26 protein-coding genes are annotated in these 25,064 nt (G+C 70.4%); 9 read left to right on the top strand and 17 right to left on the bottom strand.

The annotated features are described in order from the left end of the window. Positions 1 to 167: 167 nt before the first annotated feature. The gene (locus ACIBO2_RS48975; protein ID WP_397304542.1) at positions 168 to 3,131 is read right to left on the bottom strand and encodes an ATP-binding protein; all 2,964 of its coding nucleotides are present in this window, start codon (positions 3,129 to 3,131) and stop codon (positions 168 to 170) included. Positions 3,132 to 3,201: 70 nt separating this feature from the next. Further along, positions 3,202 to 5,139, bottom strand: a complete 1,938-nt coding sequence (locus ACIBO2_RS48970; RefSeq protein WP_358552106.1) for a hypothetical protein — start codon at positions 5,137 to 5,139, stop codon at positions 3,202 to 3,204. 163 nt (positions 5,140 to 5,302) lie between these two features. Here ACIBO2_RS48970 and ACIBO2_RS48965 point away from each other — a divergent pair, with 163 nt between their 5' ends. The 3 genes from ACIBO2_RS48965 (at position 5,303) to ACIBO2_RS48955 (ending at position 7,541) form a co-directional block, all read left to right on the top strand. After that, positions 5,303 to 5,995, top strand: a complete 693-nt coding sequence (locus tag ACIBO2_RS48965) for a hypothetical protein (protein WP_358552108.1) — start codon at positions 5,303 to 5,305, stop codon at positions 5,993 to 5,995. After that, a complete protein-coding gene (locus ACIBO2_RS48960) occupies positions 5,992 to 6,621 on the top strand; it encodes a hypothetical protein (RefSeq protein WP_397304541.1) in 630 nt (209 codons plus the stop codon). Before ACIBO2_RS48965 ends, ACIBO2_RS48960 begins: the two co-directional genes overlap by 4 nt. 194 nt (positions 6,622 to 6,815) lie before the next feature. Continuing rightward, positions 6,816 to 7,541 carry a hypothetical protein gene (locus tag ACIBO2_RS48955; RefSeq protein ID WP_358552112.1) on the top strand — a complete coding sequence of 242 codons (726 nt, stop codon included), beginning with the start codon at positions 6,816 to 6,818 and terminating at the stop codon, positions 7,539 to 7,541. On the opposite strand, the gene ACIBO2_RS48950 is transcribed toward ACIBO2_RS48955, so the two are convergent. Next, the gene (locus tag ACIBO2_RS48950) at positions 7,531 to 8,871 is read right to left on the bottom strand and encodes a hypothetical protein (RefSeq protein WP_397304540.1); all 1,341 of its coding nucleotides are present in this window, start codon (positions 8,869 to 8,871) and stop codon (positions 7,531 to 7,533) included. The genes ACIBO2_RS48955 and ACIBO2_RS48950 overlap by 11 nt on opposite strands. Positions 8,872 to 9,013: 142 nt before the next feature. On the opposite strand from ACIBO2_RS48950, the gene ACIBO2_RS48945 reads away from it, so the two are divergent. After that, positions 9,014 to 9,568: an XRE family transcriptional regulator gene (locus tag ACIBO2_RS48945; protein WP_358552116.1), complete on the top strand. Its 555-nt coding sequence runs from the start codon at positions 9,014 to 9,016 to the stop codon at positions 9,566 to 9,568. A gap of 96 nt (positions 9,569 to 9,664) precedes the next feature. Here the strand turns inward: ACIBO2_RS48945 and ACIBO2_RS48940 are convergent, their stop codons facing one another. The 11 genes from ACIBO2_RS48940 to ACIBO2_RS48890 all read right to left on the bottom strand — a co-directional run bounded on the left by ACIBO2_RS48940 (position 9,665) and on the right by ACIBO2_RS48890 (position 15,996). Beyond that, on the bottom strand, positions 9,665 to 10,417 hold the full coding sequence (locus ACIBO2_RS48940) for a methylated-DNA--[protein]-cysteine S-methyltransferase (RefSeq protein WP_358552118.1): 753 nt from the start codon (positions 10,415 to 10,417) through the stop codon (positions 9,665 to 9,667). Continuing rightward, complete coding sequence (locus tag ACIBO2_RS48935; protein ID WP_358552120.1) at positions 10,414 to 10,974, bottom strand: RNA polymerase sigma factor; 561 nt, start codon at positions 10,972 to 10,974, stop codon at positions 10,414 to 10,416. Before ACIBO2_RS48935 ends, ACIBO2_RS48940 begins: the two co-directional genes overlap by 4 nt. 434 nt (positions 10,975 to 11,408) lie before the next feature. Next, positions 11,409 to 11,738: a DUF1416 domain-containing protein gene (locus ACIBO2_RS48930; protein WP_357958161.1), complete on the bottom strand. Its 330-nt coding sequence runs from the start codon at positions 11,736 to 11,738 to the stop codon at positions 11,409 to 11,411. After that, positions 11,738 to 12,577, bottom strand: coding sequence for a sulfurtransferase (locus ACIBO2_RS48925; protein WP_357958163.1), 840 nt, complete (start codon positions 12,575 to 12,577; stop codon positions 11,738 to 11,740). Before ACIBO2_RS48925 ends, ACIBO2_RS48930 begins: the two co-directional genes overlap by 1 nt. Further along, positions 12,574 to 13,005, bottom strand: a complete 432-nt coding sequence (locus ACIBO2_RS48920) for a DUF4395 domain-containing protein (protein WP_358552122.1) — start codon at positions 13,003 to 13,005, stop codon at positions 12,574 to 12,576. Before ACIBO2_RS48920 ends, ACIBO2_RS48925 begins: the two co-directional genes overlap by 4 nt. Before the next feature lie 61 nt (positions 13,006 to 13,066). Further along, complete coding sequence (locus tag ACIBO2_RS48915) at positions 13,067 to 13,150, bottom strand: putative leader peptide (RefSeq protein ID WP_350668905.1); 84 nt, start codon at positions 13,148 to 13,150, stop codon at positions 13,067 to 13,069. A 32-nt stretch (positions 13,151 to 13,182) separates the two neighbouring features. Next, positions 13,183 to 13,626: a thioredoxin family protein gene (locus ACIBO2_RS48910; RefSeq protein WP_357958167.1), complete on the bottom strand. Its 444-nt coding sequence runs from the start codon at positions 13,624 to 13,626 to the stop codon at positions 13,183 to 13,185. 28 nt (positions 13,627 to 13,654) lie between these two features. Beyond that, the gene (locus ACIBO2_RS48905) at positions 13,655 to 14,458 is read right to left on the bottom strand and encodes a zf-HC2 domain-containing protein (RefSeq protein WP_358552236.1); all 804 of its coding nucleotides are present in this window, start codon (positions 14,456 to 14,458) and stop codon (positions 13,655 to 13,657) included. Beyond that, positions 14,458 to 14,970, bottom strand: coding sequence for a sigma-70 family RNA polymerase sigma factor (locus ACIBO2_RS48900; RefSeq protein ID WP_358552124.1), 513 nt, complete (start codon positions 14,968 to 14,970; stop codon positions 14,458 to 14,460). The genes ACIBO2_RS48905 and ACIBO2_RS48900 overlap by 1 nt, the downstream gene beginning before the upstream one ends. Positions 14,971 to 15,007: 37 nt before the next feature. Next, positions 15,008 to 15,673 carry a DUF2993 domain-containing protein gene (locus tag ACIBO2_RS48895; protein WP_358552126.1) on the bottom strand — a complete coding sequence of 222 codons (666 nt, stop codon included), beginning with the start codon at positions 15,671 to 15,673 and terminating at the stop codon, positions 15,008 to 15,010. A 71-nt stretch (positions 15,674 to 15,744) separates the two neighbouring features. After that, on the bottom strand, positions 15,745 to 15,996 hold the full coding sequence (locus ACIBO2_RS48890; RefSeq protein ID WP_357958303.1) for a MoaD/ThiS family protein: 252 nt from the start codon (positions 15,994 to 15,996) through the stop codon (positions 15,745 to 15,747). A 175-nt stretch (positions 15,997 to 16,171) separates the two neighbouring features. On the opposite strand from ACIBO2_RS48890, the gene ACIBO2_RS48885 reads away from it, so the two are divergent. The 3 genes from ACIBO2_RS48885 (at position 16,172) to ACIBO2_RS48875 (ending at position 20,909) form a co-directional block, all read left to right on the top strand. Then, the gene (locus ACIBO2_RS48885; protein WP_357958170.1) at positions 16,172 to 16,858 is read left to right on the top strand and encodes a response regulator transcription factor; all 687 of its coding nucleotides are present in this window, start codon (positions 16,172 to 16,174) and stop codon (positions 16,856 to 16,858) included. A gap of 227 nt (positions 16,859 to 17,085) precedes the next feature. Continuing rightward, on the top strand, positions 17,086 to 20,436 hold the full coding sequence (locus ACIBO2_RS48880; protein ID WP_358552128.1) for a tetratricopeptide repeat protein: 3,351 nt from the start codon (positions 17,086 to 17,088) through the stop codon (positions 20,434 to 20,436). An 83-nt stretch (positions 20,437 to 20,519) separates the two neighbouring features. Then, the gene (locus ACIBO2_RS48875; RefSeq protein WP_358552130.1) at positions 20,520 to 20,909 is read left to right on the top strand and encodes a hypothetical protein; all 390 of its coding nucleotides are present in this window, start codon (positions 20,520 to 20,522) and stop codon (positions 20,907 to 20,909) included. A gap of 118 nt (positions 20,910 to 21,027) precedes the next feature. Here ACIBO2_RS48875 and ACIBO2_RS48870 read toward each other — a convergent pair whose 3' ends face one another. Both ACIBO2_RS48870 and ACIBO2_RS48865 read right to left on the bottom strand, forming a co-directional pair. Further along, entirely contained in the window at positions 21,028 to 21,702 is a 675-nt protein-coding gene (locus tag ACIBO2_RS48870) for a 2'-5' RNA ligase family protein (RefSeq protein ID WP_397304539.1), read from the bottom strand. A 16-nt stretch (positions 21,703 to 21,718) separates the two neighbouring features. Beyond that, positions 21,719 to 22,132 carry a glutaredoxin domain-containing protein gene (locus ACIBO2_RS48865; RefSeq protein ID WP_397304538.1) on the bottom strand — a complete coding sequence of 138 codons (414 nt, stop codon included), beginning with the start codon at positions 22,130 to 22,132 and terminating at the stop codon, positions 21,719 to 21,721. 89 nt (positions 22,133 to 22,221) lie between these two features. Here ACIBO2_RS48865 and ACIBO2_RS48860 point away from each other — a divergent pair, with 89 nt between their 5' ends. Beyond that, positions 22,222 to 23,601, top strand: a complete 1,380-nt coding sequence (locus ACIBO2_RS48860; protein WP_358552136.1) for an FAD-dependent monooxygenase — start codon at positions 22,222 to 22,224, stop codon at positions 23,599 to 23,601. Here ACIBO2_RS48860 and ACIBO2_RS48855 read toward each other — a convergent pair. Then, positions 23,583 to 24,479, bottom strand: a complete 897-nt coding sequence (locus tag ACIBO2_RS48855) for a DMT family transporter (RefSeq protein WP_397304537.1) — start codon at positions 24,477 to 24,479, stop codon at positions 23,583 to 23,585. The genes ACIBO2_RS48860 and ACIBO2_RS48855 overlap by 19 nt on opposite strands. 38 nt (positions 24,480 to 24,517) lie before the next feature. Between ACIBO2_RS48855 and ACIBO2_RS48850 the strand changes: the two genes are divergently transcribed. Further along, positions 24,518 to 25,045 carry a MarR family transcriptional regulator gene (locus ACIBO2_RS48850; RefSeq protein WP_358552140.1) on the top strand — a complete coding sequence of 176 codons (528 nt, stop codon included), beginning with the start codon at positions 24,518 to 24,520 and terminating at the stop codon, positions 25,043 to 25,045. Positions 25,046 to 25,064: the final 19 nt, after the last annotated feature.

The following is a 25,064-nucleotide window of genomic DNA, read 5'->3' as shown; positions in this document are numbered from 1 at the left end:
CCGAAGGCCCCGGGCAGCACGCCGAGCCCATGGGCGCGAAGCGCCGATCGGCGAGCCCTTGCAGTGCGCGACAAGCGCCAAAGGAAGAACGTCGAGCTTCCAAATGCGCGAAGCGCCGACTGCGAGCCCTTTGTGACGAGCGCCAAAGGAAGAACGCTTTGTAAAGCTCAGCCCGGCTCGGCGAAAGAGAGTTCCGGGGCGCCGTCCCGGTCGAACGGCAGCACGAACCTACGCGGCCAAGACAGCACCCCCTCCAACCACCCAGCCCCCATCGTCTGCCCCACGTGCCGCAACCGGGACGACGGGTCGACGCCGATCGCGACCGTGCTGATGTCGCGCTGCACGCCCTCGCTCTCGTCGTCGCCCAGAATGACCCGCCAGGCCAGCGCCCTGTTGTGGTCGACCTCCATCGACAGCGGGTGGTGGCGCAGTGCCTTGGCGCGGTGGCCGAGGAGCTCCGATTGCAGGAGTTCGGCCGAGCTGCCGTTGGGCGCGTTGCGGAACAGGGCGTACTCCATCGGCGGTGCCGGGCTGCGCAGGTTCGGGGCCGGCTGGCCGTACGGGAAGAGTCTGTCGACCTCGTGCAGCCAGCGCACCTGCGGGATGACCCATGAGGCGCCGGGGCGTTCGCCGCCGCTGTCCACGGCGGCGAGGAGGCGGGTGGCCGTCGCGGCGGCCTTCTCGGTGAGCAGGGCCGGGTCGAACCAGCTGCGCAGCGACCAGGCCCGGCGCTGCACCGAGCGTTCGATCAGGGTGGCCAGCAGGCACTCCCGGCGCCTGGCGGGCAGTTCGGACCAGGCGGCCGTCAGCGCGCGAGGTACGCCGGGCAGCGGCCGGTTGCTCACGAAGGCCAGGACGACCGTGTCGCACCAGATGCGCAGCCAGGCCCAGTCGGGCGCGTCGGCGAGGACGTCGGCCTCGCGGAGTTCGACCAGGGTGCACGCCTGGCCGGTGCGGCACTGGCTGCCGCAGGCCGCCGATCTTCGGCCCCGGATCGGCGGGGCGGGGCTGGCCAGCAGCTTCTCGCGGGACTCGCCGAGCGGCACCCGGACGCGCAGCGGGCGGTCCATCCCGTCGGCGAACACCGCGGCTGAGCCCGGTTGCAGGGAGACGACGTGGCGGGACTGTTCCTCGCTGAGGTTCATGGCCGCGCCGACGAGTTGCCGGTCGTCCTCGGCGGGCAGCCGGTGGACGACCTTCAGCGCGGTGTTCTTGACCACGTCGGTGACGAGCTTGGTGGGGATCTGCTCGGCCACCACGATGCCCTCGCCGTACGCCCGGATCTCGGCGAGCATGCCGGCCAGCAGTTCGACCGCGTGGGTGGAGGCGCGGCCGGCGCCGCGGTCGCGCAGCAGCCGGTGGGCCTCCTCGATGACGATGACGTGGCGCAGGCCGGTGGACTTCTCCTGCCGGGCCCGCATCCGCAGGTGCTCGACGATGCGGATGATCAGCGTGCCCATCAGGAACGCCTTGTCCTCGTCGTTGGCCACGTCCTCGATCGCCAGCACCACGTTGCGTTCCAGCAGGCCGCCGATGTCGGCCGGGTGGCCGCCCTCGAAGAAGCGGCCGGCCGAGCCGACGCGGAGCGAGCGCAGCCGCAGCGAGATGAAGCCCTCCACATCGGCCTGGACCTCGCGGCCGTAGCCGATCTCCCGGATGACGTCCATGGCGTGCTGCTGGAGCAGTTCGAGGGTCGGCACGCTGGGCGGCACCTTGGAGCCCGGTACGGCGCCGCCGGTGACCACGTCCCAGCCGGTGGCCTCATAGACACGCTGCAGGGCCAGCGACATGATCTGCGGGAACGGCTCCTCGGCGTCGAAGGCCGCCATGAACAGCGCCCTGACCATGTCGATGTGGGCCTGGACCGGGTAGCCGGGCTCGGGTTCCAGCGGGTTGATGCTGAACGGCACGCCCGCGGGGGCCGACGGGTTGATCACAGTGACCGTGCCGGGCTCGATGCGGCCGGCCATCGCGGCGTACTCGGACTTGGCGGGTTCGATCGCCAGCCACGGGATGCCGGCCCTGCTGAGCTGCTCCAGCAGGTGCCTGACCGTCTGCGACTTGCCCGAGCCGGTGGCCCCGGTGACGAAGGCGTGCCGGTTGAGCGTGCTCAGCGGCACCCGGAAGGAGCCGACGCACCGGTCCTGCCCGTCGAGGATCTCCCCCAGGTCCAGCTCGCCCTCCTCGGCCTCGGAGGTCACGTCGAAGAACCCGGAGTCGAGCACCCGTACGCCAGGCACCTCGCGCCTGGGCAGCCCGGCCAGCGCCGCGAGGGCCCCGGCGGTCGCGGCGAAGGGCGCGGCGGCGCCGTCGGCCGGGTCCTGCATCGTCAGGGCGAGCGCCTCCGACAGGCCGTAGACGGCGCCCTGGGCGCTGCGCAGCCGGTAGGGGTGGTGGCTCATCTCGACGGAGCCGACCAGGACCGGCGCGATCTGCCGGAGCTCCTCGGCCGTGGCGCCGCCGGCCAGCACGCGTACGTTCCAGAGCCCCGCCTCGCGGAAGGCGTCGAGCTCCTGCATGCGGCGTTCGGCCCGCTCGGCGTCGAACCTGCTGCGCTCGGAGGCGTCGCCGTACTGCCTGAGCACGTTGAGCTGCGTACGCAGGTGCGCGACCTCGGCGTCGAGCAGGTCGGTCGGTTCGGCCACCACCAGCCACGCGAACGGCCTCGACATGAGCGTGACCAGCGTCGCCTCGAACAGCGTCGGCCGCTTCAGCTCGTCAGGTTCGAGCCCGCCGAACTCGCGGCGGCCGCCCAGCGGCGGCGCCTGCCGTCCCGGGCACGGCGTCCACACCAGGTCGGCGAGGTCGGCCAGGTACTCCTCGTCGAGCTGCACCCCGCGCGCCCCGCCGGGGAACAGCAGCGGCTGCGGCCCGGCCGGCGCCCCCGGCGCGTCGGTGGCGCGGCGCGGCTGGCGCGGCGGCGACAGCGGCCCGGCGTTGGTGATGAGTTCGAGCGGCGCCCCGGAGCCACGGGAGAGCCACCCGATGACGAACGGCCGGTCACGTTGGGCGGCGGACAGCACGGCGGGCAGCACGGTGACGAAGTCCCACTCCGCCGACGAGCTTCGCGAGGGTGCCGCGATCGACTGGATTCGGTACCAGGGCCCGCTCAGCGAGACACTCGACTGCATTTCATTCCCCCACAGACGGTTGCTAGTAAAATCCGCCTACCGTCAGCGCGCCACGTTGACATTGACCATGTCATTGCCTGTCCTTGCGCCAGTCCAGGCGTGGCGGCGGCGGGCCGAGGTTCGGAGGCGGCTCTCCGTCGCCGTCTGCGCCCTTGCCGTCGATCGCGAGTACGGCCTCGCGGACGTCGTCCAGCTCGCCGAGCGTGGTCTTGGGAAATGTGAGGATGGCCGGGTTCGCGTCGGCCAGGCGGACCCGGCGGCCCTGCGCGGTCGCGTCGGTGACGATCACGGACGTCGTGGGCAGCTGCTGGAGCTGGTGCGGCTCGACGAGGAACTCGCGCGAGCGCTGCAGCACCCGCTCCTTCTCGGAGATCTTGTCGGCCGTCCTGCCCCACTCCGTCGACTCCACGAGGTCCTCCGCGAGGTCCGTACGGTTGTCGCCACGCTCCTCCGTGGCATCCTCGACCTGGGAGATCGTGGAGGTGTAGCCGCCGTCGAGGCCGGGGATCGAGTCGCTGATCGTCTCGGTGAGCTGGGCCAGCTCCAGCCGGTGCTCGGTGCCGACGTGCTCACTGGCCACCCGGGCGTCCTCGGCGTTGCCGAGCCGCATGAACGCCACCGCCGCGTGGCCCCTGCCGAGCCGCTCCCGCACGGTCGGGGTCAGACTCCGGTACGTTAGCACCAGGCCGGTCCTGGACGTCTCACAGGCGTCCATGAGCCGGTCCAGCACGTCGCCACGGAGCTTGTCGGCCCCCGCCACGATGATCGTGTGATACCAGGGCCGGTCGGCGGCAGGCGACTGGCGCAGGATGTGGGTGAGCGCGGTGGCCACGTAGGTGCCGAGCACCCGGTTGCCGAACACCCCGGCCTGCCGGTCCATGCTCACCACCCGCAACCTGGCCGGCGGCAGCCGTACGGCCTCCGTGCCGAGTGTCTCCAGCTTGCGCAGCTGGGACTCCAGCGCCCAGGCCCGCTCGATCACCACGCGGTCGCTGACGCCCCGCCCGAACAGCGTGCCGATCCGTTCGAGCTGCGACGCCGTGATCAGCCCGAACCTCAGGTCGTCGCGCGGGTCGCCGACCTGGGCGAGGGCCCGCAGGGCGGCGGTGACCTGATTGATCGTGGCGTTCTCGCCGAGCACCTCCAGCACCCGCTCCAGGATCGCGTTGTCGAAGCTGAGGTCGCGCGTGGTGCGGTGTTCCTCGCTCACGCTGACCACGTGGGCGAGCACGTCGGCGAACGCCTCGGGCTTCAGCGTCGCGCCCAGGTCCAGCCGGGGCAGGTCCGTCGGCAGCACCCAGACCAGCGGGTCGTCGCCGCCCCGGCGGGCCAGCTCGATCAGGTCCTTGGCGATCGCCCCCTCGGACAGGTCGAGCACGGTGAGGTGGCCGCCGCTGTAGAGGCGGGTGGCGCCGAGCAGGGTGATCAGCGCCGACCAGCCGGGCAGCGTGCCGCCGGCCACGTCGATGCGGTCGATCTCGTCGGGGACGGCGACGGCGTACCAGGTGAGCTGGCGGTCGTGGCGTTCCTTGACCTCCTGCCACTCGCGGTAGCGCTGGGCGTGCTCCTCCTGCGCGCGGAACAGCTCTTTGTCACGTTCCCGTCGCTGCCGGTCGTCACGGGCCTGCTGCTCGCTCACCCGGTAGCGGACCGCCCGGTCACCCTGTACGAGCGCGTAGCTGCAGATGATCGCCACGCCGCCGGCCGCGACCAGACCGAGCAGCGCGAACGACCACTGCAGGTAACCGGCGACGGCCAGCCCGAGTATCAGCACGGTGAGGATGACCATGAACACCCTGAACACCCGCACGGGCCGGTTGAGCAGGTCTTGCTGGAAGCGTTCGCGGCGCAGCAACTCCTGGTCGGCCTCCGCGGAGGCGGCCTCCCCTTCGCCGGGCGAGGGGCGCTTGGGCGGCGGTCCCGGGTCGGGGTGCAGCAAGATGTACTGCCAGCCCAGGTAGATGCGGTCCGCCTGGAGCTGCGCATGCTCGGGATGCACGTCCGCCACGTGACCCTCCGGCCGCGATATGTCGTTAGTGGGGGCTGACCCTCCGCTCCGTGACAGCGTATGAGCTAGACCCCCTGCTGCGGCAGGGTTCTCGGCAATTAGACCAGCCAGATGGGAGGCTAGCGGCAGATGGGGCAAGCGTGACCTATTACCATCCTTACCCATGACGGAACCCTCCGGCGGCAGCAACAAGCCCAAACGCCCGGTAGCGGTGCCGGCAGTGGCCCTGGTGGCAGTCACCGCCCTCGGCATCACCGCCCTGCTCGGCGGTTTCGCCGAGGTTCCCGATCCGGCTCCACCCCAATACGGGGAGGGGGCGGTGCTCGACCAGGGGCAGTTCAGTACGCAGTTCGTGACGGCCAAACTGGCCACGCAGAAGGCCAAGGCCGACTGGGACACCGACAAACGCTTCGTGGAGCTGACCTTCAAGGTGACGAACCAGGGCAAGGCCACGGCCATGGTCGGCCTTCCGCCCAGCAAGCCGGAGGGCTCGATCTCAGCGACGAGCTTCGCCGGGTCGCTGGTCAAGGTGACCCCGCAGGTCCAGGCGAAGGGTGTGCCGACGGTCTACAGCCTGTCGAAGAACGCGCAGAGCGGCCAGCTTCAGCCGGGCGTCCCGACCACGGTCGTCCTCCGCTACGACCTGGACGGCGCGGCCAAGCCGCCGCAGAAGGTGACGCTGGACGTGGCGGGCTTCGAATACGAGCCGGGCTTCAACGACCCGTCCTTCCACTGGGGCCTGATCTCCGAAGAGACCGACTCGGAAGAGTCCGGCTCGGGAGTGCCCGGCAACGGACGGCGCCCCGTCATCCAGGCCCAGGTGACGCTCCCGGTGCACGGCGCGGAGGCGACATGACCGCCACCGCGTCCCGCCGCCCGCCCGGCCGCCGCTCCCGCGCCCGCCGGCAAGGTGGCTCGCGCGTGCTCGGCGCCCTCGTCGGCCTGGTGCTGCTGGGCGGCGCCGTCGGCCTTCAGACGCGCAACCTGACCCCGAACGAGTTGGACGCCCCCATCACCACCGTCGGCGCGAAGGGCCAGGAGGTGAACACGGGCAGGTTCGCGGTCCGCGTCAACTCGGTCGCCGTGGCGCGGGCCGTGCAGGGCGCGAGCGGGAAGGTGGAGACCGAGCAGCTCTTCCTGATCGTCCAGGCGTCCGCGACCTCCGCCACCAAGCCCATACACCTGGGCACCCCCGCGCTGCTGACCCCGGACGGCGTCAGCTACGACGCCACGGACAAGATCGAGGCATCCGAGACGCTGGCCAACCCCTGGGTACAGCCGGGCTTCTGGGTCAGCGGCAACTTCGTCTTCGAGATCCCCGATTCGGCGCTCGAAGGCGCGCGGGTCGTGTTCAAGCTGCCCGGATCGGCACTGGTCGAGCCGTTCGAGCCGGAGGCCGAGGTCGATCTGGGCATCGACGGCCCGGCGGCGGCCCAGCTCAAGTCCGCGCCCAGCGACGTCTACATCCTGAAGAAGAGCTGATGAGCACAGACGACCGCGGCTGGTTCTCCCCTCCGGCCGGCCAGAACACGGACCAGCCCCAGCCCCAGGCGTCGCCTCCGTCCCAGCCGCAACCGCGATCTCAGAGGCCGCGGCCGCGGCGGCGCCGTTCGGCCGCGACGCGGGTGGTCCCTCCCGATCAGCAGGTGTGGCCGCCCAAGCGGACGGAACCCTCGGTGGACACCTCCACCCAGCCGATCCCGGCCATCCCCAGCGCCGGGCCACTTCCCCGGCCGTCCGTCCCGCCCCTCCCCGTCGTCCCACCCCTCCCCGCCGTCCCGCCCCCTCCCGAGGAACCGGCGGTTCCGGTCGTCGCCGAGGTGCCGGTCGCCGTGACTCCGCCGCCGCGCCGCCGCCGGCCCATGCTGACGGCGCTCGGAGCCGTGGCCGCGCTGGTCGTGGCGGTCGGGGCGACGACGTACGACCGCTATCACGTCTATCTGGTCAGGTCTGGGCAGCTTCCGGCGAAGCAGGAGCAGGTCGTACCGGCGGGGCAGTCCGTCACGGTCAAGCACGTCAGCTGGAAGTCCACGATGGAGACCGTGCCGCAGGTCCCCGGCAGCAAGCCCCAGCCGGGATCGGCCTACATCAAGATCGACATCACCCGGTCGGCCGTCGACGCGGACGGAGCGGTCAAGACGGCCAAGCCCAAGGACCTGTTCGTGACGGATCGACAGGGCCGTACGTGGGTGGCCCTGGTCGGTAACGACACGACACCGGCCGAGAAGATGGAGATCGGCGAGTCGTACCAGATGACGGCCTACGCCCGCGTGCCGCCCGCGCAGGCGGCCGAGGTCGAGCTGCTGCTCACGCCGAGCAACTACCGCTCGGACATCCCCACGGCCCAGCTCATGACCGCGAAGACGGAACCGGAGCTGGACGTGCTGCGCTTCAAGCGCTGACGCCCGTCCGGCCATCTCGTACGGCGGGCGGTTCCGGCGCTTCGGGCGCCGGCGCCATCCGCCGGCCCCGCGTGGCCGCGATGTCGAACGCGGCGGCCAGCAGAGCCATGGTCAGGACCGTGACGAGCAGGTTCTTGACGAAGTCGACGGGGGCGCCGACGAGCATCCAGAGCCACTCCACCTTCGACCCGATCAGCGTCCGCACGCCGCGCATCGCGTACTCCGCGCCGACGTGCAGCGACACGTAGCACAGGCACATCATCCCGAACAGCGCCACGCCGCCCGTCAGCGTCTGCCTGAAGGAGTTGGCCAGGGGGACCCAGCGCTCCTGGAAGCCGCCGGTGATCCGCTCGACCGACTTCTGCGTGATCGAGTGGGTCGAGTAGAGCTTGTCGATGCCCTTCTCGAAGCGGGTGTCGCGGAGCATCGTGCGGGCGTCGTCCGCGTACGTACCGAAGACGAGCACCGCCACCGTCAGCCAGGTGAGCGGGATGAAGACACCGTCCACGATGTACGGCCAGACTTCACCGACCGCTCCCCAGAACGCCTCCCAGCCGGGGATGCTCTGCTCGGCCTGGGTCACGAGCTCGCCCGAGGCGGAGATGGCGAGGCGGTGCGAGACCCAGTCGGAGCGCGCGTTGGCCAGCACGAAGGTGGCGTTCAGGCCGAAGAACACGAAGGCGAACTCGGACAGGGCGGTGCCCAGCCCCGAGATCTTCCCGTCGCCCCGCTCCACCATTTTGCTGAACAGCGCGCGCAGCAGGAACGCCACGGCCATCAGGCCGAGCGAGATCCGCCAGTCGAGGTCGATGAGCCCCCGCCCGACCGTGCTGCTCCTGCCGAGGAAGCTGTCGCTGAAGAAGTCGTCGATGTTGTGCAGGTAGTCCGTCTGTACGAAGTCCCGGGCGTCCTCGACATGGAACCCCCAGGTCAGGTAGATGACCGCGAAGGCGGGGGCGACGCGGTTCATGGAGACCCAGTAGCGCTCGTCCTCCTCACCGCCCGCCCGCCGGGCGTTGATCTCCCAGAGCGCGCCGCGTAGCGACCACAGCATGCCCGCGGTGATCGTCATCGACGCCATGACGATGAGCGTCAGCACCGCGATGGTCGCGACCAGGCGGAGCTGCCGGGCGTCCCCATGAGAGATCTCCGTACCGAGGTACAGCAACCCGAAGCGCACTGCCTGACCGGCCGAGAACCAGGCGATCAGCGGTAGCGCGCACTTCCCGGCGATGCGTAGCGCGTGCAGGGGCAGAGAGAACGGCGACGGCATCGGTCCCGGAACGGACACGGGCCGGGACGGGGCCATCACTCCTGACATCGCGGACACCCACGGGATCCTACCGACATGTCGAGACATGCGACTACCAGGCGTGATGATCGCCAAGCATTCATGGCGAACCGCCGGGAGATAGCGACAACAGACCAGGACGCCCGGCGCAATCCGGCGAGATGTGGGGGAACATGGCGACATGGAGGGACGGCCTGCGCTGGACACAGATCCGGTCATCGTCGGGCGACGGGTGCGGCTGCTGCGTCAGGCGGCAGGCGTCTCGCTGTCCGAGCTGGCCAGGCGCGCCGACATCGACCGGGAGACGCTGTCCGAGGTCGAGGACGGCCTGCTCAAGCCGACGGCGGAGATGCTCTGGGCCATCACCGCGCAGCTCGGCGTGCCGATCGGCGCGATACTCGACACACCGCCATCGCCGCAGGTCGTGCGCGGCACGGCGATCGAGGCCGCGTTGCTGGAGGTGTTCGAGGACGAGCGGGTGACCTATGAGTTCTATCGGCTGCGCATCCCGCCCGGCATCATCCAGACCTCCGCCGCGCATCTCGAAGGGGTGACCGAGCACCTCACGGTCTACGCCGGCACACTGATCGCGGGACCGTTGGACGCGCCGCTGACGGCGGGCCCCGGCCACCACATCTCGTGGCGCTCGGACGTCCCGCACGGCTACCGCGCGGTCCCGCCGGACGAGGTCAGAGCCTCACTGCTGATGCGCTACCCGACGGACACCCAGACCTGACGGACACCCGCATCCGACCGGACACCCGTACCTGACGGGCGCTCAGGACGCGCCCCCAGGACGGGCGCTCACGGCGGCGGCCTCAGGACGGGCGCCTCAGGCGGCCAAAGCGGGCCGGCAGGTGCGGCAGGGCCGGTAACCGGCCTCCTGGGCCTGGGCGATGCTGCGGAAGCCGTGCCGGTGCGCGGCGGTGATGCGCCGCGCGTTGTGGCAGGTCGGGAAGCACACCACGCCGGTGGTGTCGCTGGCCAGGTAGAACACCCGTGCCCGCGCCAGCCGCCGCACCGCGTCCAGATCCACGCCCTCGGCCACCAGCAGCCGCTCCTTGGCCGCCGCCCCGAACACGTAGTCGCCCGCCACCCCATCGGATCTGGTCACCCGGTGGCACGGGACGAGCAGCGGCACCGGGTTCGCGCCCAGCGCCGCGCCCACCGCGCGTACCGCCTTGGGCCTGCCGATCTGAGCCGCGATCCAGGCGTAGGGCCGTACCTCGCCCCTGGGGATCGTCCGGGCGGCCAGCAGGACGTCGCGCTGGAAGTCGCTCAGCCCCCGCAGGTCGAGCGCGACCCCCGAGGAGCGGCCGGTGCGCAGCGCGGGCAGCAGTCCGGCAGGCGGCCGGTCGGCGGGCAGCAGCGGGCGTCCGGCCCGCGCTCTGAAGGCGGCGGCGAACCCGTCGCCCTGATGGACGTAGGCGATGCCCTGGCCGGTGAACGCGACGGACAGCTCCCCGAGCGGGCTCGGCGCCGTCACCCAGCGCGCGGCGATCCGCTCGAGCAGCCCGTCGGGCGCGTCCGTGGCGAGTGCCGCGAGTCCGGCGAGCAGCGGATCCCGGGTCAGGTCCTGGGTCATCGGACACCTCCAAGTGTGCGCAGTCGCCGCAGACCCCGTGACACATGCGATTTGACCGTGCCCTGCGGAATCCTGAGGACTGTGGCGATCTCACTGACCGGTAGATCGACGACATGCCTGAGCACAACGGCCACCCGCTGATCCTCCGGCAGCATGCCGAGCATTTCGGCGAGTTCGTCACCGGTCTCGTGCCGCACCGCCGCGTCCTCGACGCTCTCGCGTGGATCAACGGTATCGACCGGCTCCTCGCGCAGATCGGGTGGCGGCTTCCGGGACTTGGTACGGGCGCAGTTGCGCCAGATGTTCAGCAGGATCGTCAGGAGCCAGGCCCGCGGTTGCAGGGCGGCGATCCGTTCTCGGTCATAGCCGGCGACGGCACGGTAGGCACGCAAGAACGTCTCAGCGGTGAGGTCCTCGGCATCGGCCCACCGCCCGCTCAGCCGCAGGGCGGTCGAGAAGACCACGCCGCGATACGCGCCGAACAGCTCGGCGAACCCTCCGTCGAGGTCGTCGAGCAGCGCCTTTCGCACCGGGTCGAGGCAGTCGATGTCACTCACACCAGGTACAACACCGCCGGGCCGTAATCCGTTGCACCCTTGACCGGCCATGGTCTCACCGTCTCGTCACGGCGCCCGGCCCCGTGCGGGTCAGAGGCCGTATTCCTGGACGCCACAGACCCCGTGCGGCGGGTGGCGGCCAGCCAGGCGGTGCCGTAACAGAAAGTAGCCTTTCTGTTACGTAGAGAAGGCGCTCCGTCTTCTCCCGCCCCCGGAGGGGGATCCCTCCCAAAGGGCCCCAGCCACCACGGACCGGCTGCTTCCTCTCCCCCCGGAGGGGGTATCCCCCAAAGGCTCCCAACCACCACGGACCGGCTTCTCCCGCTCCCCCGAAGGGGGGATCCCTCCAAAGGACACCAGCCACCACAGACCCGGAAAGCAGAAGACCCGCGTCCGAGATCGGACGCGAGCCTTCTGCTAGATATTGCGGTGGGTCAGACGGCGACGGCCAGCTGAGCCACTTCGCCCAGCTTCGCCTGGACCTTGACGTCACGCGTGACGCCGCCGCCGGCGATGATGCGCACCGTCCAGTCGCCAGGCGCGGCGAAGAAGCGGAACACGCCCTCGTCGGACACGACGACCTCGCCGGTGAACTCGCCGGAGTGGTCGAGCAGCCGCGCGTAGGCGGTGCCGGCGCCCGTCACGACGCCCTGGATCACGGACTGGGTGGACAGGTCGATCCCCGCGGGCAGCGCGATGGTCTGCTCCGGAGCTCCGCAACCCGGTGCGGTCTGTACGTTCTGGGCAGTCTGAGTGGTGGTCATCAGCGGGCCTCCCCCAACTCGATCGGCACGCCCACGAGCGAGCCGTATTCGGTCCACGAACCGTCGTAGTTCTTCACGTTCGCCTGGTCGAGCAGCTCGTGCAGGACGAACCAGGTGTGCGCGGAACGCTCGCCGATGCGGCAGTAGGCGATCGTGTCCTTGTCGAAATTGACCCCCGCCTCGCCGTAGAGCGTGCGCAGGTCTTCGTCGGTCTTGAACGTGCCGTCGTCGTTGGCCGCCTTGGACCACGGGATGCTGCGAGCGGTGGGCACGTGGCCCGCGCGCTGCGCCTGCTCCTGCGGCAGGTGGGCCGGGGCGAGCAGCTTGCCGGTGAACTCGTCGGGAGAGCGGACGTCGACCAGGTTGAGCTTGCCGATCGCGGCGACCACGTCGTCACGGAAGGCGCGGATGGACGTGTCCTGCTCCTGGGCCACGTAGGAGGTCTTGGCGCGCTGCGGCACGTCCTTGACCAGCTCGCGCGAGTCGAGCTCCCACTTCTTACGCCCGCCGTCGAGCAGCTTGACGTTGTCGTGGCCGTAGAGCTTGAAGTACCAGTAGGCGTAGGCGGCGAACCAGTTGTTGTTTCCGCCATAGAGCACGATGGTGTCGTCGTTGGAGATGCCGCGCTCGGACAGCAGTGTCTCGAAGCCGGTCTTGTCCACGAAGTCACGGCGGACCGGGTCCTGAAGGTCCTTCTGCCAATCGACCTTCACGGCGCCACGGATGTGGCCCTTGTCATAGGCGCTGGCGTCTTCGTCAACCTCGACGAGAACGACGCCGGGGGTGTCGAGGTTGGCCTCGACCCATTCGGCATCCACCAGGACGGCGGAGCGGCTCATTGGGGAACCTCCAATTTGGCGGCGGGCAGTAGTCGGCGAATCAGCAGGTACGTCTCGCAGCCGAGGCAGAATCCGAAGGCTGCGTTGAGGAAGGCGGCGAGGAGTGCCGCGGCCGTGGCCACGAGGGCGAGCGGCGTGATCCCGGCGAGGTATCCGACCAGACCCACGACCGCGAAGCCGAGCCCGACACCCTGCGCGAAGCGGGGTGGGCGGGCGTCCTCCGTCTCCCTGGGAGCGCTCTTGACGAGCGCCTTGAAGAGCACCACGTAAGGCGAGCGCCCTGCCACGCCGAGTGCGAAGACCACCGCCTGGGCGGCCAGCAGCACTTGGGCAGCCAACGGCCAAGCGCTCCCCGTCACCAGGACGATGGCGAGGATCGCAGTCGTGATGGCCGCGCTGAAACGCAACGCTCTAGGGTCGGCACGCATCGAAGGATGCTCCTGAAGGGGGTCGGGTTGGGGCGGATCGGAAGTCCGCGCGAGACCGTCCTCAGGCAGCGCGACAGAGCGCGGTGGCTACGCGGCAGAAATCAACCGCGCGCCGCTTCGTCAGCAGCTCTGTCGATGGGTTCATGGCAAGGACACTACTCGCCGTCTCGGCATCTGTCACATCTCGTCCGCGTTCTGAGACGAAACGTGGGACACTGCCCCGGCCAAGGCGGCGAGTACGTCCGCTTTGCGCGGCTGGCCAGACGCCTTTTTCACGATATTTCCGGCGCTGTCGAGGATCAGGACCGTCGGCGTACGCATGATGTCGAGCCGCCGGACGAGATCAAGCCGCGACTCGGCGTCGATCTCGACATGCGCCACCCCGGGCACGAGCCCGCTGACGTCGGCCAGCACCCGCCGGGTCGCCCGGCACGGCTGGCAGAAGGCGGTCGAGAACTGTACGAGCGTCGCCCGCTCCCCCAGGTCAGCGCCCAGGTCGGCGGTGGCCAGGCGGTCGTCCGCCCGAGCCGTGTCGCGCACCCTGCCGTCGCGGCGCAGTCGTACCACCCCGATCACCGAGCCGAGCGCCAGCGTCGCCAGCGCCACCCACAGTCCTGTCATCTCGTGGTGCAACCCCGGAGGGGACGCTTTACTTCCCCTTCGGGGCCGGGATCTTGACGAGCACCTTTCCGGCCGAGTCGACGACCTCGAACCTGGCGATGTCGTTCATCAGGATCCGCGTCTGGCGCGGGAAGACGGCCTTGTTCTCGTAGGTCTCCCGGCTGACCTTCCAGCTCGTGGTGGAGTCGTACGCGCCGTTCTTGGCGAACACCACCAGCCGGCACGTCGTACCGAGCGGCAGGCCGCTGACCCGCACCGACAGTTTCGTCACGTCGCCGCCGGGGAAGGCCGTCACGCTCGCGTGATAGCCCTTGGCCGCGTTCTCGCCGGGGAATTCACGGCCGGGCGCCGTCTGGCTCGCCGACGGCCGCGGAGTCGGCCGCGCCTCGGACTTCTTGAGCCGCGCGTCATTCGGCGCGGTGTCCTGCGCCGCGTACGGCGCGACCGCCTTGGACTCGACCTCCCCGGAGGTGGCGGCGGGCTGGGCGGCCGACTGGGTGTGGTTCGCCTGTTGCGAGCCCATCCACACCGTGACGCCGACCGCCATCACCGCGACGGAGGCGGCCACGGTCAGCAGCGCGCGTCCTCTCCGGTGGCGCCGGGCACGGGCGTTCAGCAGCCGGTCGAGCACCTGACGCGGGGGGCTGGAGACCAGCTCGACGTCGCGCTCCGACACCTTGCCGAGGAACGACGCGACGCCCTCCAGGTCGAGCAGCTCGGCACCGCACGCCTCGCAGGTCGCCAGGTGGGTGTCGATCTCCATCGCCTCGTCGGGGTCCAGCGCGCCGAGCGCGTGCGCGCCCAGTGCCAGCCGCACCTCCTCACACGTCATCACGGCGCCAGCCCTCGCTCCTCGAGCGCGAGCCGCAGCGCGCGCAGCGCGTAGTAGGTGCGTGACTTGACCGTGCCCGGCGGGATGCCCAGCGTGGCCGACGCCTCCTTCACCGATCTCCCCCGGTAGTAGACCTCCATCAGCACCTCACGGTGCTCGGGCCGCAGCGCGGCCAGCGCCTCGGCCACGGCCCATGACTCGACCGCCCGCTCCAGCTCGTCGTCAGCAGGCAGCACGGCGAGCGCCTCGTCGCCGGTCTCCTGCGGGCGCGCCTTGCGGGCGCGGTGCTGGTCCACGACGAGATTACGGGCGACGGTGAACAGCCAGGCACGTATCGGGCGGCCGGTGAGGGCGTCAGGATGCCGCCAAGCCCGCAGCAGCGTTTCCTGCACGACATCCTCCGCTCGTCCCGAATCGCCCGTGAGTCGCAACACGTATCCGTAGAGTGGCCCAGCGTGCTCGTCGAAGAGGGTCCTGACCAGTTCCTCGTCGGCGGTGTCGGCTGCAGTCACACCCTCATCACGTACGGCGGGACCGACCGGTTCGATGTCATCCACGGAGTGGCACGTCAGACGCTTCGGCCGCGAACTCCAACCCGTCGGCCACGCTCTTCACTCCGGTCACCTTCACATCGAACGGGAGCTTCCCCTTGAACGGGATCGTGTAGGTCACGAACTTCGCGAGCGCGTCGGGCACACCTTGGATCTTCTCCGCCTGGAGCTTGATGCCGCCGTCGGCCACCTGGACGCGCATCTCCGCGTTGAACTTCACCTTGTTCACCCCTACCGTCACCTCACCCGACGCGACGAGCCGCTGGCCGTTCCCGGAGATCTTGACGCCCTGCGGTGCGTACTTGTCGATCGTCGCCCTGGTCAGAGTGCCGTGGACGGTCAGGCGCCCGGCCCGGACGTTGGCTCTGTTCTGGAGCACGTCGGCCAGCGGGGCGGTCACGTCGTAGGCGACGCCCTGCAGGTCCTTCACCGGAACTCCCCCGTAGGTGAGAGTGCCGAGATTGAACCGTACCTCTGGATAGCGGCCGGAGACCGCCTGTGTGAGAAATGGGATGCCCTCGATGGTCACCGTCGGCTGGTTGTTGAGGTCGGCCGCGGCGGAGATCCTGTTGGCCAGGTCGCGCTGCACTCCGGTGACCGCCACCCGGTCGACGACAGCGAGGAGAACGACCAGCACGATCAAGAAAACGATCAGTTTGCGCATCGGACATCCTGTCTCACGGGGGATCATGAGCTTATCGACTGGAATGCCTCATTCCCTGGCCGAGCGCTCGATCACCCCCCGGCGAAGGGCGGCAGCACCTCGACCGTCGCTCCGTCGCCGAGGATCACCTCCTCGTGTGCCCGTTTGCCCACCGGCGAGCCGTCGACCAGGAACGACGAACGGCTGACCACGCGGGCCAGTTCGGCACGATTTTGTGTGATTTTTGTCATGAGTTCGCCAAGTGTGGCCGCGTCGAACGGCTCCTCGGCGACTCCGGCCGCCTCTTTCGCGGCGGCCCAATAACGTACCTTTCCCGTGGCCATGGCCACCTCACATTCTTCTCGGCTCCATTGTGCGACCGCGTTAACATCGGCGTTCCAGGGTTTGCGCTGTTCATCTGGTGGACGCGCAATGGACGCGAACGCCGCGTGAGATATCCTCGCCTACAGGACCTGGGCGACGAAGCCCCCGGGTCCTTGTGTGTTTGAGGAGGCCGATATGAGCAACCTGCTCCTGCTGACCAACGCCCTTGAGCCGTCGGCCGAGGTGCTTCCGGCGCTGGGGTTGCTGCTCCACTCGGTCCGCGTCTCGCCCGCCGAGGCGTCCGCGCTGATCGACACGCCGCCCGCCGACGCCGTTCTGGTCGATGCCCGAAAGGAGCTGGTGCAGGCCAAAAGCCTGTGCCGGCTGATCCGCACGACGGGCATCGACTGCCCGCTGCTGGTGGTCGTCACCGAGGGCGGGCTGGCGGCCATGACCGCCGAGTGGGGGGTCGACGACGTGCTGCTCGAGAGCGCGGGGCCGGCTGAGGTGGAGGCGCGGCTGCGAATGGCCGTCGGCCGTACGACTCAGGCCGAGGATGTTCCGGACGAGATCCGTAGCGGTGATCTGTCCATTGATGAGGCGACATATACGGCGCGGCTGCGGGGGCGGGTGCTCGATCTGACGTTCAAGGAGTTCGAGCTGCTGAAATACCTCGCCCAGCATCCGGGCCGCGTGTTCACCCGCGCCCAGCTGCTGCAGGAGGTGTGGGGTTACGACTACTTCGGGGGCACCCGGACCGTCGACGTGCACGTCCGGAGGCTGCGCGCGAAGCTGGGCACGGAGTACGAGTCGCTGATCGGCACGGTCCGCAACGTGGGCTACCGCTTCGTCCCCGACCGCACCGACCCGGCCCACGTCTGATCCTCCACGGTTGACATGTGACGCACCCAGGGTTCCACTGATGTGACAGGGCGGCCCTCAGCCGTCGTATCGCTGTCATGTCGTTCGGTCGTGGACACCGCCGTCCCGAGAGGGGTGGTGTCGGGGTGGGGATCTTCCGGTCGCTGGTCGAAGAAGGCGCGCGGCCCCGAATCTTTCGGCGTAACGAGAGCATTTGTTCGGCATTTCGGCCGAGCAACCGAGTATTTGTGATCGATTATGGCTATGCGCGAGAGTATTTAGCGGGCGGCGAGCGCGACGGCATTCACGATCTGCGGGCCGGCGGCGATCTCGTCGGGGAATTGGCGTTCTGGAGTCCTGGCGAACGGGTGCGGATCGACGCGCTGACCGAGGTACGCGCCTGGTCCATCGACGTACGGACATTGCGCGAGCACGCCGCGGCCAATACGGCGGTGGCCATGGCGCTGGTGCAGGAACTGTTCGCCAGAGACGTCGCCGCTCGCCGCCATGAGGCGCTGGCCCGGGCGCCCGTCGCCGCGCGGCTGGCCGTGTGGTTGCTGCACCTGGACGAGCGCTACGGGCTCGCCGGCGAGTCGGCGCCGCCCCTGTCCATGGAGACGCTGGCCGATCTGGTGGGCAGCGCGCCCGATGTGGTGCAGCGGCAGCTCACCCGGTGGGTACGGCAGGGGTGGCTGGTCCGGCCCGGCTATCGGCGGCTGCGGATCGCCGACGCGGCGGCGTTGCGGGGCGTCGCCGGGGCCTGGGAGCACTTGTCCGCTCCCTGGGAGGGGCGGGTCACCCAGTTCCTGACCCGGCCGGGCGCGTCGGCTGAGCCGTTGCCCGCCGGAGAGGTGCCCCGGCCCGCTCAGCTGCCCGCCGACGTGTCCGACTTCACCGGGCGGCAGCAGAGCCTCGATCTGCTCACCTCATGGCTGGACCGGCCACGCCGCCCGAACACGATGGTCGTACAGGGGCTTCCCGGCGTGGGGAAGACGGCGCTCGTGACGCGCTGGGCGCACCAGCAGGCGGCCCGGTTCCCCGACGGGCAGATCGTGATCGACCTGCGCGGGCAGTCCCCCAGCCAGCCACCCATGACCCCGGCCGAGGCGCTCGGGCAGATCCTGCGCTCGCTCGGCGTCGGCGAGCACATGCCCGCCGCCGACGAGGCCGAGTTGATGCTGCTCTATCGCAGCCGGCTGGCCGGGCGGAAGCTGCTGCTCATCATGGACAACGCCGCCGACCCGGCCCAGGTGCGGGCGCTGCTGCCCGGCAGCAAGGACTGCGTGGTGCTGGTGACCAGCAGGACCAGGATGGCGCCGCTGCGCGCGACCGGGCACGCCGACCTGATGGACCTGTCCGTCCTCGATCCGGGCAACGCCGTCGCGCTGCTGGTCGCGGTGCTCGGCGAGGAGTCGCCACGGGCCGCCGACCGCGACGCGCTGGCCGAGCTGGCCAGGGTCTGCTCGTATCACCCGTTCGCGCTGCGCATCTCGGCGGCCAAGCTCGCCGAGGACCCCGGGCTGAGCGTCGAGTCGCGCGTACATGAGCTGCGCGGTCCCGACCAGCGGCAGCCGCTGTCCGGCGATCCGGAGGACGCCTTCCGTTCCGCGCTCGACCTGGCCTACGAGTCGCTGTCTCCGCCGCAGCGGCGCGCGTTCCGGCACGTCGGGCTGCTGCCCGGCCGGGACTTCACGCCCGAGGTGCTGGCCGCCGCGCTGGGCGGCTCCGTCAGCGAGGCGGTGATCGCGGTCGAGGGGCTGCACCGGGCGTACCTGGTGGAGCCGATGGCCGAGACACGCTATCGCGTGCACGACCTGGTCAAGCGGCTGGCCAGGGAGCTGGGCCGGCACGCGGAGGCGGGCGTGCGCGAGGCCAGGGTCCGCCTGCTCGACCACTACCTGGGCATGGCGACCGATCCGGCCACGCCGCGCGCGTGGTTCGAGGCCGAGCGCCGTTCGCTGGTCTCGGTCGTACGGCTGGCGGAGGAGACCGGCGCGCACCACGCCGCCTGGCGGCTGGCCGAGGCGGTGTTCGAGCCGTTCAGGCGGCTGCGGTACTACCAGAACGACCTGGAGATCCAGCAGATCGGGCTCGACTCGGCGGCGCGGATCGGCGACCGGCGGGCGATCGCGCTGATGCGCAGCCATCTCGGCTCGATCTACCGCGACATCGGCCCTTCCACTCAGGCCGCCCGCTACATCGGCGAGGCGCTGTCCGACTTCACCTCGCTCGGCGACCGCGAGGGCCGGGCCCGCGCCCTGAACGACCTGGCCGAGGTACACGGCATCGCCGGCAACAGCGGCGACGCGCTCAAGTGCGCGGGCGAGGCCCTGGAGCTCTACCAGGAGATCGGCGACCTGGCCGGGGTCGCCGACTGCCTGCACTCGCTGTCGCGGCTGCACCTGTCCCAGGAACGGCACGAACTCGCGCTGCACCACGCCGGGCGGGCGCTGGAGGTACGCGAGCAGCTCGGCGACCCGCACGGCACCGCGCAGAGCCTGATCATCCTGGCCCGCGTACAGCACCACCTGGGCGAGCCGAACGCGGCCCTGTCGGAGGGGCTGGAGGCGCTGGCGATCTGCCACGACCTGGGCGATGAGCACAGCGAGGCCGAGACGCTGCTCTGCCTGGCCGAGATCTACGACTCGCTCCGGCTGCCGCACGACGCGCAGCGCGACGCCGAGCGGGCCCTGGCCGGGTACACGGCCACCGGCGACCAGCACGGCTGCGGCCGGGCCCTGTGCACGCTGGGGCGCATCGCGCGCAACGGCTCCCGTTACGACGAGGCCCTCGAACACTACGAGCAGGCGCTGGCCGTACAGCGGGAGCTCCATCACGAGCAGGGGCGGGCGGAGACGCTCGGCGACATCGGGCTGGTGCACTGGCGGCTGGCCGACTACCTGCGCGCCGACGACTACCTCAACCAGGCGCTCGCGATCAGCCGGGAGATCCACGACCTGCCGGTCGAGGCGCGGATGCTCAACCGGCTGGCGCGGGTACGGCGCCGCCAGGGGTTGCCGCAGGTGGCGTTCGTCCACGCGCTGGAGGCACTGGACCTGGTCCAGGGCATGGGCAACCGCCGGGCCGAGGCGGACGTCCAGGAGACGCTGGCCTACACGTACCTGTCGCTGGACCGGCACCAGGACGCGCTGCGCGCCGCCAAGGCGTCGCTGGCGATCAGGGAGGAGCTGCGCGACAACAAGGCCAGCTCGCTGCTGTCGATCGCGCAGGCCATGCACGTCGCGGGCAAGCCGGCCGCCGCGCTCGGGTACGCCAGGGAGACGGTCGAGCTGCAGAACGAGAGCGGCACCCGGGACCGCTGGGCGGCGGCGCTCACCACGCTGGCCATGATCCTGCTGGACCTGGACCGGCCGGTGGAGGCGCTGACGTTCGCGTCGCAGGCCAGGGACGTGCATCTCGACTCCGGCACCCGGCGCGACCTGGGCTGTGCGCTGCGGGCCATCGGCCTGATCGCCCACCGGGTCGGGGACCGCGCGGAAGCCGTGGCCCACCTGAGGGAGGCGGTACGCATCCTGGAAGAGGTGGGCGACGTCTTCGAGCTCAAGAAGGCCACCGCAGAACTCCGCCAAATGTCGTAAATTTCGCGACCTGAGGTCGCAGATCTTGACCGGCTCCCTGCCGTTAGCTGGTGCTACCAGCTACTCCAACGGAGGTGAACCGGATGCTCAGAAACCAGCCGCGTCGAGACCTGCGCTGGCTCAGTCGGGACCTGCACTGGCTCAAGCGACAAGGACGCAAAGACCGGCGGATCACGCTCTCCGTGCTAGCCGGAGTGCTCGCCGCCTGGATCCGCCAACTCTCCCCCACCGACCCGATGCCCGGGTCGGGCCCCCTGCTGGCCATCTCGCTGGGGCTGGTGACCGCGTCGGGGGCGGCCTGGCTGGTGGCGGCGGGCTTCCTCGCCATCACGGCTCGGCCGCGGCGGGAGCCGGCCGAGGCGTTGCGGTGGGTGTCGCATATCGCACGGGCCAAGGAGTGGGCGTTCTGCTCGCTCAGCGCTTATGTGGCGTGGCACCTGCTGCAGTTCGTCACCGCGCTGCTGGTGAGGTAGCCGCCGGGGGTCCTGGGCCGCACGGTCTTGGGCCGCGCGGTCCTTGGGCGACGGTGGGGGTTGTGCGTTGGTGGGGGCGGGGGGCGTCGACGCGGCGCGGGGCCGTACTGACGCCCCCTCAGAGCTCGGCCGACTCCAGCGTGTCGAGCCGCACCCCGGTCCCTGTGAAGACAGCCTGGACGATCTCGGCCGCGGTGAGCTCCGCGAGGCCGATCGGCAGGTCGGCCCGCTCGTCGCACCACCCGACGATCTCCTCGGCCGTCGTCACGGACACGGGCTCGGCGAAGTGGACGAGGCTGACGTACCAGCGATCACGCACCCGGCCACGCTCGAAGTCGCGCACCCCACGAGCGGCCAGCCCGTGCGCGAACCGCTTCTGGAGGGTGACCAGCGCGTCGTCGACCGGGTAACCACAGGCGAGCACCCCACCCGCGTGCGGACTCACGCCCCGCAGCACCACCCGGACCGGCGGCAACCCCGCGACCGCCTCACGCAGAGCGTCGGCCCAGGCACGCCGTAGCGGATCGTCCATGCGGATGACCGACCGGTAATGCTCCAGGGACCGCAGTGTGACGTGCAGGCAGTCCGCGCCGTGCGCCCAGTGCCCGGGCCCGGCGACCGTACTCGCCTCACGGGCCAGCTCCACCAGCCGGTCGAGCACCGTACCGGCGGGCCGCAGGACCGCGGCGGCTCCCCAGCGCGCGCCACCCTCCACCATCGGCCGGTCGTGGACGGCGCGCCCCGACAGGAGGGCGTCGCGTCCGGCGGCAAAGAAGGCAGCGAAGTCGGACATCCGGGCAGTATGCCAGTCAGGACTGCCGTCCGCCGCGGCCACCGGGGTCGGGCAGCACGTGCGGGGCCTCCGTCTTGACCGCCTCCAGCAGCTGATCCTTCGACGGGTTCACCATCGTCTTTCCGGCCACCGTCACGGTCGGCACGGTCTCGTTCCCGTTCGCCACCGAGCGGACGAACGCCGCCGCCTCAGGGTCTCGCCAGATGTTCACCTCGGCGTGCCGCAACCGGGTGAAGCGCAGACGCGTGCGGAGCCTCATGCAGTACCTGCAGCCGGGCCGCCAGTAGACGACCACGCCCGTTCTATCCGCCAGCGCGTGCGACGTCGCCCGATCCCGGCGGGGCAGGTTCGCGATGATCATCCACGCCGCATAGAGGACGAGGAAGGAGATCGCGATCACAGAGAGCGCACTGGAGATCACGGAGGACATATGGGAAGTATCTCAAGCGAGTCCGACGATGACAGTGGCGGGCGGGACGCTGACAGAGATCTGGCAGTACGGACAGGCATGGTCGCACCATGACCGAGAAGACGAACGTACTCATCGTCGGCGGCGGCCCGACCGGGCTCACTCTCGCCGTGGATCTGGCCAGGCGCGGCGTCGGCTGCCGCATCGTGGAGCAGGCGCCGGAGCCCTTGGGCGGCTCCAAGGGCAAGGGGCTACAGCCCCGGACACAGGAGGTCTTCGATGATCTGGGGGTGATCGACCGGGTCCTGGCGGCTACGACGCTCTATCCGCCGCTTCGGGGGAGGATCGGCAGGGTGCCGGTGTACCAGGGCCGCATGCACAAGCTCGTCACTCCCACCGACGCGGTGCCGTACCCCATGGTGATGATGCACCCGCAGTGGCGCACCGAGGCGGTGCTGCGCGAGCGGCTCACCGAGCTGGGCGGAAAGGTGGAGCAGGGCACCGGGTTGACCGGTTTCGAGCAGGACGCGCGCGGCGTGACGGCCAGGCTGAGCGCTGGGGTGACCCTGCGGGCGGACTACCTGGTCGCGGCGGACGGCGGCAAGAGCTTCGTACGCAAGGCGCTCGGCATCGGTTTCGCCGGGGAGACCCGCGAGGAGGAGCGGATGGCCCTCGGCGACGTACGGGTCGAGGGGCTCGGCCGGGACCACATCCATGTCTGGTATCGGCCGGGCAAGGGAATGGTGGTGCTCTTCCCGATGGCCGGCACCGACACCTTCCAGATGCTCGCCCCGCTGAAGCCGGGCGTGGTGCCGGACCAGACGCTCGCCGGCTTCCAGCGGCTCTTCGGGGAACGGTCGATGCTGGGCGGGGTTCGGATCACCGAGCTGCTGTGGTCGTCCCTGTACCGGGTGAACATCCGCCTGGCCGACAGCTACCGGACCGGCCGGATCTTCCTCGCCGGGGACGCCGCCCACGTGCACTCGCCCGCCGGCGGGCAGGGGCTCAACACCGGCGTACAGGACGCCTACAACCTGGGCTGGAAGCTCGCCAGGGTGCTGGCCGGGGCGCCGGAGGCGCTGCTCGACACGTACGAGGAGGAGCGGCGGCCCGTCGCCGCCCGCGTACTCGGCCTCAGCACCGACCTGCTCGACAAGAAGACCCACAAACGCGACGAGGAGACCCACCAGCTGATGGTGAGCTATCGGGGCGGCTCGCTGGCCCGGCGGGGCGGGGACCGCGTGCCGGATGGTCGGGTGCGGCTGGCCGACGGGTCTCAGGTCCGGATGTTCGACCTGTTGCGGGGGACGCACTTCACGCTGCTGTCGCCCGATCCGGCGCCGCGCGTGGTCGGCGGGCCGGAGGTGCGGGCGTACGAGCTGGCCGAGCCGTACGGCGCCGAGCGCCACACGCTGATCCGGCCGGATGGATATGTCGGGATCTCGACCTCGTCAGCGGAGGAGCTCGCCGCTTATCTGGCCATGGTGTGACTGAGCCTTGTCGTGATCAGCGCGACGAGGCGCTTGGCGGCCGGCTGGCCCAGCAGGATGCCGGAGAGCACCAGGATCAGCCCGCAGACCTGTTGCGCGGTGAGCGTCTCGCCGGCGAGCACGGTGCCGAGCAGTACGCCGGTCACCGGGTTGAGCAGCCCGATCAGACCGACGGTCGCGGCGCTCAGGTGCCGCAGCCCCGCGAACCAGGCGGCGAACGCCAGCGCGGTCGCGACGACCGTGACATAGCCGAAGCCGAACAGCGCCGGGCCGTCCAGCGACGGCGGCGCGCCCTCCACGGCGACGGCGACGGGTAGCACCGCGATCCCGCCGGCGATGAGCTGCCAGGAGGTCAGCGAGAAGACGTCGACCCCCGCGCTCCACCGTTTGGCCAGCACATAGCCGGCCGAGGACATGACCATGGCCAGGACGGAGGCCAGTACGCCGGAGGCGTCGACCGACGCCGTACCGTCGAGCAGCAGCAGGCAGACGCCCGCGATCCCGATCCCGGCCCCGGTCAGGTGCGCCACCCTTGGGCGCTCGGCCAGCGCCGCCCAGGCGAACAGCATCATCATCACCGGGGAGGTCGCCATGATCGTCGATGCCATGCTCGTCGGCAGCTTCTGGGCGGCCAGGTAGACCAGCGCGAAGAACGCCCCCATGTTGAGCGTGCCGAGCACCAGCGAACGCCACCACCACGCTCCCCGGGGGAGCCTCCGGGCGAGCAGCAGGAGGAGTAACCCGGCCGGCAGGGCCCGGATCACCGCCCCGTACAGCGGATGATCGGGTGGCAGAAATCGGTGGGTGACCAGATAGGTGGAGCCCCAGGCGATCGGCGCGAGCGCGGTCACAGCCGCCCACCGAAAAGTACCTTCCATGGAAGCAATATAGCTTCCGTGGAAGCTATATTGGAATCGTGACGAACGACTTCGACCACGTCGCCCGCATCCAGCAGGCGTGGGCCCGCGAACGGCCCGACCTGGACGTGAGCCCACTGGGCGTGATCGGACGGCTGCACCGCCTCGCCGGTCACCTGACCGAGCGGCTGTGCGTGGTCTACCGCCAGTACGGGCTGGGCGAGGGAGACTTCGACGTGCTCGCCGCCCTCCGGCGCGCTGGAGCGCCCTACGAACGCGCGCCCGGCGAGCTGGCCGCGCACACCATGGTCACCACGGGCGCCATGACCAAGCGCATCGACCGGCTCGAACGCGCCGGTCTGGTCACCCGCCAGCGCAGCGCGAGCGACGGGCGCGGCCGGGTCGTCGCGCTCACCCGAGCCGGCCGGCAACTGTTCGACCAGGCGTTCACCGAGCACGTGGCGAACGAGCGCCGCCTGCTCGACGGCCTGACACCCGAGCAGGCCGCCCAGCTGGAGTCGCTGCTCACCACCTGGCTCGCCTGCTTCGAGGCGCCGCGGCCCGCGAAGCTCGATGATCAGGCCTGAGGCGATCTATTGGGTCATG

Source organism: Nonomuraea sp. NPDC050022 (assembly GCF_044460705.1).
Classification (GTDB): domain Bacteria; phylum Actinomycetota; class Actinomycetes; order Streptosporangiales; family Streptosporangiaceae; genus Nonomuraea.
Note: the sequence above shows the minus strand (reverse complement) of the source record. Positions and strands in the feature narration are given on the sequence as shown.

What these genes read in the sequence shown, in the direction of transcription:
- ACIBO2_RS48920 (WP_358552122.1), bottom strand. Translation starts at nt 13,005, where the DNA reads ATGCGTGCCGACCCTAGAGCGTTGCGTTTCAGCGCGGCCATCACGACT.
- ACIBO2_RS48925 (WP_357958163.1), bottom strand. Translation starts at nt 12,577, where the DNA reads ATGAGCCGCTCCGCCGTCCTGGTGGATGCCGAATGGGTCGAGGCCAAC.
- ACIBO2_RS48865 (WP_397304538.1), bottom strand. Translation starts at nt 22,132, where the DNA reads ATGTCCTCCGTGATCTCCAGTGCGCTCTCTGTGATCGCGATCTCCTTC.
- ACIBO2_RS48965 (WP_358552108.1), top strand. Translation starts at nt 5,303, where the DNA reads ATGACGGAACCCTCCGGCGGCAGCAACAAGCCCAAACGCCCGGTAGCG.
- ACIBO2_RS48975 (WP_397304542.1), bottom strand. Translation starts at nt 3,131, where the DNA reads ATGCAGTCGAGTGTCTCGCTGAGCGGGCCCTGGTACCGAATCCAGTCG.
- ACIBO2_RS48915 (WP_350668905.1), bottom strand. Translation starts at nt 13,150, where the DNA reads ATGAACCCATCGACAGAGCTGCTGACGAAGCGGCGCGCGGTTGATTTC.
- ACIBO2_RS48890 (WP_357958303.1), bottom strand. Translation starts at nt 15,996, where the DNA reads ATGGCCACGGGAAAGGTACGTTATTGGGCCGCCGCGAAAGAGGCGGCC.
- ACIBO2_RS48960 (WP_397304541.1), top strand. Translation starts at nt 5,992, where the DNA reads ATGACCGCCACCGCGTCCCGCCGCCCGCCCGGCCGCCGCTCCCGCGCC.
- ACIBO2_RS48940 (WP_358552118.1), bottom strand. Translation starts at nt 10,417, where the DNA reads ATGACCCAGGACCTGACCCGGGATCCGCTGCTCGCCGGACTCGCGGCA.
- ACIBO2_RS48910 (WP_357958167.1), bottom strand. Translation starts at nt 13,626, where the DNA reads ATGACAGGACTGTGGGTGGCGCTGGCGACGCTGGCGCTCGGCTCGGTG.
- ACIBO2_RS48930 (WP_357958161.1), bottom strand. Translation starts at nt 11,738, where the DNA reads ATGACCACCACTCAGACTGCCCAGAACGTACAGACCGCACCGGGTTGC.
- ACIBO2_RS48855 (WP_397304537.1), bottom strand. Translation starts at nt 24,479, where the DNA reads ATGGAAGGTACTTTTCGGTGGGCGGCTGTGACCGCGCTCGCGCCGATC.
- ACIBO2_RS48870 (WP_397304539.1), bottom strand. Translation starts at nt 21,702, where the DNA reads ATGTCCGACTTCGCTGCCTTCTTTGCCGCCGGACGCGACGCCCTCCTG.
- ACIBO2_RS48895 (WP_358552126.1), bottom strand. Translation starts at nt 15,673, where the DNA reads ATGCGCAAACTGATCGTTTTCTTGATCGTGCTGGTCGTTCTCCTCGCT.
- ACIBO2_RS48945 (WP_358552116.1), top strand. Translation starts at nt 9,014, where the DNA reads ATGGAGGGACGGCCTGCGCTGGACACAGATCCGGTCATCGTCGGGCGA.
- ACIBO2_RS48860 (WP_358552136.1), top strand. Translation starts at nt 22,222, where the DNA reads ATGACCGAGAAGACGAACGTACTCATCGTCGGCGGCGGCCCGACCGGG.
- ACIBO2_RS48905 (WP_358552236.1), bottom strand. Translation starts at nt 14,458, where the DNA reads ATGACGTGTGAGGAGGTGCGGCTGGCACTGGGCGCGCACGCGCTCGGC.
- ACIBO2_RS48885 (WP_357958170.1), top strand. Translation starts at nt 16,172, where the DNA reads ATGAGCAACCTGCTCCTGCTGACCAACGCCCTTGAGCCGTCGGCCGAG.
- ACIBO2_RS48875 (WP_358552130.1), top strand. Translation starts at nt 20,520, where the DNA reads ATGCTCAGAAACCAGCCGCGTCGAGACCTGCGCTGGCTCAGTCGGGAC.